This window comes from Phenylobacterium sp. (genome assembly GCF_041691455.1).
Classification (GTDB): domain Bacteria; phylum Pseudomonadota; class Alphaproteobacteria; order Caulobacterales; family Caulobacteraceae; genus Phenylobacterium.
In genome coordinates, this window is the sequence record NZ_JBEPUO010000067.1 from 1 (window position 1) to 4,518 (window position 4,518).

The 4,518-nt window shown below is 70.6% G+C and carries 6 protein-coding genes; 1 reads left to right on the top strand and 5 read right to left on the bottom strand.

Features of this window, described 5'->3' with window-relative positions; translation table 11 throughout:
- Nucleotides 1-481: 481 nt before the first annotated feature.
- On the top strand, nt 482-718 hold the full coding sequence (locus ACESMY_RS23435; protein WP_372787055.1) for a hypothetical protein: 237 nt from the start codon (nt 482-484) through the stop codon (nt 716-718).
- On the opposite strand, the gene ACESMY_RS23440 is transcribed toward ACESMY_RS23435, so the two are convergent.
- The 5 genes from ACESMY_RS23440 to ACESMY_RS23460 all read right to left on the bottom strand — a co-directional run.
- Entirely contained in the window at nt 686-1,837 is a 1,152-nt protein-coding gene (locus ACESMY_RS23440; protein ID WP_372787056.1) for an acyltransferase family protein, read from the bottom strand. The two genes, ACESMY_RS23435 and ACESMY_RS23440, sit on opposite strands and share 33 nt — an antisense overlap.
- Before the next feature lie 75 nt (nt 1,838-1,912).
- The gene (gene greA, locus ACESMY_RS23445; RefSeq protein WP_372787057.1) at nt 1,913-2,392 is read right to left on the bottom strand and encodes a transcription elongation factor GreA; all 480 of its coding nucleotides are present in this window, start codon (nt 2,390-2,392) and stop codon (nt 1,913-1,915) included.
- A 42-nt stretch (nt 2,393-2,434) separates the two neighbouring features.
- On the bottom strand, nt 2,435-2,716 hold the full coding sequence (locus ACESMY_RS23450) for a helix-turn-helix domain-containing protein (RefSeq protein ID WP_372787058.1): 282 nt from the start codon (nt 2,714-2,716) through the stop codon (nt 2,435-2,437).
- Between the two features lie 103 nt (nt 2,717-2,819).
- Nucleotides 2,820-3,728 carry a helix-turn-helix domain-containing protein gene (locus ACESMY_RS23455; RefSeq protein WP_372787059.1) on the bottom strand — a complete coding sequence of 303 codons (909 nt, stop codon included), beginning with the start codon at nt 3,726-3,728 and terminating at the stop codon, nt 2,820-2,822.
- Nucleotides 3,729-3,811: 83 nt separating this feature from the next.
- The coding region (locus ACESMY_RS23460) for a 2OG-Fe(II) oxygenase (RefSeq protein ID WP_372787060.1) at nt 3,812-4,518 on the bottom strand (707 nt) is incomplete at its 5' end.

Consider the following 4,518-nt stretch of genomic DNA (forward strand, 5'->3'; position numbering starts at 1 on the left):
CCGCCCTGCCGGACGCCCCCGTTCCGGGCGCGGCCCCCGCGCCGGAGGCCTCGCCCGCCGCCGACGCATCGGCCACCGTCCCCGACCAGCCGGCGCCCGCGCCCGACGCCGCCGAACCTCCGACCTAGACCTCAGCAAGCGCTGCCATGGTTCATCTTCCGGTCACCTGCGACCGGCCATGAGCGGCGGCGTTCTTGTGCGGCTGCGTGCCTTGCCGCGGGAGAGCGTCCGCGGGCCCCAGCGGCTCGCCGGCGGAGCCCCCGGCCATCCCTGTCCGAGCGTCGGGGGCTCCAATCGCCCCAAGGCTGCGCGGGGGTCGGAAAACATTCACCATCCCGCGCCTGTGCGACCGGTTTCCGCGGGCGTTCCGCCCCTTGCGCAGGCCTGCGGACAACTCTTTGACAGCGTTAGCCAACTTGCTTCACGACCCCTTAGGCATGAGCCGCTTAAGCTGGCAGTCTTGAGATCCGAGTAGACGCCCATGGGCCCGTTGTTCGAAGTTCTGCACATCGTCCGCTCGCTGGGGATCAACCCCCTGGCGGTGGTGATCTTCGCTGCCCTGGCCTGCGCCTTCCTCGAACAGCGCTTCGCGCGCCGCCGGTTGCCCGACTTCAACGCCGCCTACCGCAATGTCCCGGTCTATCCGAACCTGCCGGGCCGCGGGCGGCGACGCCGCAAGGCGCGCTCAGGGCAGGGCCCTGGCCCGGGCGGGCAATAGGCCGATCAGCCGCTCGCCCACCCACCGCTCCAGGGTCTCCACCGGCAGGAACGCCACCGCGGCCAGCAGGCAAAGGCTCAGCGAGAGCGTCGCGATGATCCACACGCCGGCCGTGGTCAGGCCGCCGCGCGCCTGGGCGTAGACGATCGCGCCGGAGGTGAACGACACCAGGACCGGGAACTGCATGAGGTAGATCGGAAACGACAGCCGCCCCAGGAAGCGGGACGGCCGCGAGCTGAGCGCGTCACAAAGGCGGCGGTTGCAGGATACGGCGAACAGGATCGGGACCGTGAACAGCACCGGATTGGCGGCGAACCCGGAGAGGTTCGCCCAGCCGTCGAGGCCGCCCAGGACGATGAGGGCGCCGCCGCTCAGCAGGCCCGAGCCGCGGGCGTCCTGGATCCGGGCGAAGACGCCGCTCGCCCGGGCGGCGGAAAACGCGATCCCGAAGAGGAAGCACGCCAGATAGGCCCGGCCGGGATGCGCGGTCAGCAGCAGCGCCAGGCCCAGCAGGATCAGCCAGGGCGCCCACAGGCGCCGGAAGGCCAGCAAAACGATGAACACCAGCACCGACCCGGCCATCTCGTAGCGCATCGTCCAGAGGAACGGATCGACCGCGGCGCGCGGATCGGCATCGCCATAGACGCCGAGCAGCGCGTATCGGACGTAGTCGCCGGCCGACTGCGGGACCTGCAGGAACGTCCCCAGCCAGTCCTCCCGATGCACGATCCGCGCCGCCTCGGCGTTGTGGACCAGCTGAAGCCGGCTGAGCGCCAAGACGATCAGGCAGGTCGCCGCGATCGGGATCGTCAGCCGCGTATAGCGCTTGACCGCGAGCCGGACGACGGCCGCCTCGCCCTTGCCCGCGAAATAGCCCGCGCTGAGCGCCTCGCCGGACAGCACGAAGAACAGCGACACCGCCAGGCTTCCGTCCAGGAAGAAGGCGCTCGCCAGGTTCCGGAGCCCAGGCATGACCACCCCGAAGGTCTCCCAATAGAAGTGGAAGACCACAACGCTCAGCGCCGCCCAGCCCCTGAGGCCATCGAGCTCATGAAAACGGATCGTCGCGCCATCGCGACGGACCGGCTTGAACGGCTGAAAAAGGGGCGAGGCCCACATTTTACCGTTCGCAACCAAGCCGTTCATGGCTGGACCGTGGGCGCCGCCACCGCGGCTGTCAACGGCCGCACCGCCTCAGCGGACCGCGACGACCTCGACCTCCCCGCCGTTCACCAGCGCCACGTCGCCCACCGACTTGCCCAGCAGCGCCGCGGCCAGGGGCGAGGCGTAGGAGACGCTGCCCTTGGCCGGATCGGCCTCGTCCTCGCCCACGATGCGGAAGGTCTGGCGCCGTCCGTCCTCGCGCTCGAACTCCACCGTCCGGCCGAACTGCACCTTGTCAGGCTCGGCTTGCGGTTCGGTGAGCTGGGCGCTGGCCCGCCGCGCCGACCAGTAGCGCAGGTCGCGGGTGGCCCTGGCCATGGCGGTGCGGTCGGCGCTGACCCCGCCCTCGGCCTGGGCCCCGGAATAGGCCGCGCGCGCCGAGGCGAGCTCAGCCTCGATGGCCGCCAGCCCGGAGGCCGTCACCAGGTTCGGATGCGCCGAGACCGGCCGGTCCGGCAGGTCCGCCGCCTGGGATTCGTAGTCTTCCTCGCGGGTGAAGGCGACGGCCATGGCCCAAGCCTAGGCCTTGGGCGCCTTCGGGGGAAGCCGCGCCTAGAAGCCCTGGCTCGCGCCGCGCGGGCCGTTGATCCCGCGCTCCTGCTCCGTGGCGCCCTCGCGCGTCAGGCCGGAGAAGAAGTAGCTGATCTCCACGTCCAGCGCGCAGGCCAGCCGCCAGAGCATCTGCGCCGACAGCCGGCTCACCGCGCACTCGTACTTCTGGATCTGCTGGAAGGTGACCCCGCAGCGGCCGCCGAGGCCCTTCTGCGTGATCCCCAACAGCCTGCGCCGCGCCTTCAGCCTGCGCCCAACCACCACATCAACGCCGTCGCTCATCTTCCACCCACATCCAACCAAATAGCGAGGTCAGTGAACCGGGTTCGCACGACGGAAAATTGTAAAGACGCGACACGGCGCAGGTGAATCGATCACGCCCGCGTCATCGGGCCTTCGCCGCCGGCTGCAGCACCTGGACCGGCGCGCCGAGCAGGGCCATCCGCCGCTTCCAGGCCTCGGCCATGAACGGCTGGGTGCGGGCCAGGTAGGCGCTGGGCGACATGCCCATGTAGTAGTTGAACTCATGGATGAAGTGCGCCTGGTCGGTGAACTGGGAGTCCAGGAACTGGGTCCAGGTCCCCTCGTTCGCCTCGCGCATCGCCGCCAGCGTCCGCAAGAGCCGCTGGCGGCGCAGCAGCCGCTTCGGCGGCAGGCCGAAATAGCGCCGCGAGAACCGCTCGAGCTGGCGCGAGGACAGTTCGAAGCTCTCGGCCCAGTCGGCAACCGTCTGCACGGCGGGGTCCTGCAGGGCGGCGTGGGCCTTGGCCACCAGTATGGCTTCCGGAGCCGGCGTCATCAGCCTCGCCAACACCTCGTCGAGCACCGCGAACAGCGCCTCGTCCCCGTCCGGGGCCGCCGCGATGAGCCGCGCGCGCAGTTCGTCGGCCACCGGGCCGATCGCGTCGCCGAGCGGGCGCATGCGGTTGGTGAAGGCCTCGGCCGGCAGCGTCGTGAAGCGCGGCCAGCCCTGCGGCATCAGGCCGACGCCGACCATCAGCCCGGCGTTGCCCGAAACCCAGACCGCCCGCTCCAGCGCGCCCGTCACCCCGTCGGTGGGCACCGGCTCGGCGTCGACATCCGGGAACGTCGCCTCCCATTGGCCGGTGAGGATCAGCCGGAAGTTCGGCCATTCCGGGAAGATCTGGTCGCGCACCGTCCCCGGCCCCGTCACCTTGACCAAGTAGTAGGTGGTGATCGCCTCGCGCAGCCCCTCGGCCGGCAGGTGGTAGGTGACCGAGGCGGTGGTCGGGGGAGCCTCGGTCCCGTCGGATCTGTGGTCAAGCTTGCTCACCATATTCGCATGATACGCGAACTTTGCGTCCGATCCGCAACCGTCCGGCGTACCGCCCCGAAATATTGCCGATACGCGGCCCGCTAGGCTGGCGCGGCCGGATCCCGGGGCTCGCCGGCCGGACGGGTCTTGAACATCAGGGTGATCCGCAGGCCGCTGGCGCGCCGCGACATCGGCCGCGCCACATGCGGAATGGTCCCGGGGAACACCGCCAGCCGATTGGGCCGGGGATAGATCGCGGCCACCACCTCGTCGCCCGCGGTGTTGAACAGCAGGGTCTCGCCGGCCTGGTCGGGGGTCCATTCGGGGTGGGCGTAGTAGATCGCCGTCATATGGTCCTCGACGGTGGAATCCAGGTGCAGCCCGCCCTCCGTGCCGCCCTGCATGGCGTTGGCGTAGCAGCGGGTGAGCGCGTGGCCCTTCAGCGGTCCGCCCTTCAGCAGGCCCCATAGCTGGGCCAGGATCGGGGCGCTCTCGGCGAGCTGGTCCTCGATCTGGCCGTCGCTCAGCGGCTCGCCCCCGTCGCGCGGATAGCCCGCATAGTGCTTGTAGAAATAGCGGTCGGCCTCCGACCCATCGGCCGAGTACCCGCCGTGCGCCCAGCCCGGCCGGTTGAGGAACGCCCAGATCGCGGCCTGCTCCGGCGGCTTCAGGAGGTTGTCGTAGAGGGTGAGCGGCGAGACCACGCCGGCCTGCCTAGCGCGCCACCGGGGCCCCAGGATGTCGCGATAGTGCAGGGTGAGCGGCGAGACCACGCCGGCCTGCCTAGCGCGCCACCGGGGCCCCAGGA

Excerpts from the sequence above, each read along its gene's own strand:
- ACESMY_RS23440 (WP_372787056.1), bottom strand. The coding sequence starts at position 1,837 with ATGTGGGCCTCGCCCCTTTTTCAGCCGTTCAAGCCGGTCCGTCGCGAT.
- ACESMY_RS23450 (WP_372787058.1), bottom strand. The coding sequence starts at position 2,716 with ATGAGCGACGGCGTTGATGTGGTGGTTGGGCGCAGGCTGAAGGCGCGG.
- greA (WP_372787057.1), bottom strand. The coding sequence starts at position 2,392 with ATGGCCGTCGCCTTCACCCGCGAGGAAGACTACGAATCCCAGGCGGCG.
- ACESMY_RS23435 (WP_372787055.1), top strand. The coding sequence starts at position 482 with ATGGGCCCGTTGTTCGAAGTTCTGCACATCGTCCGCTCGCTGGGGATC.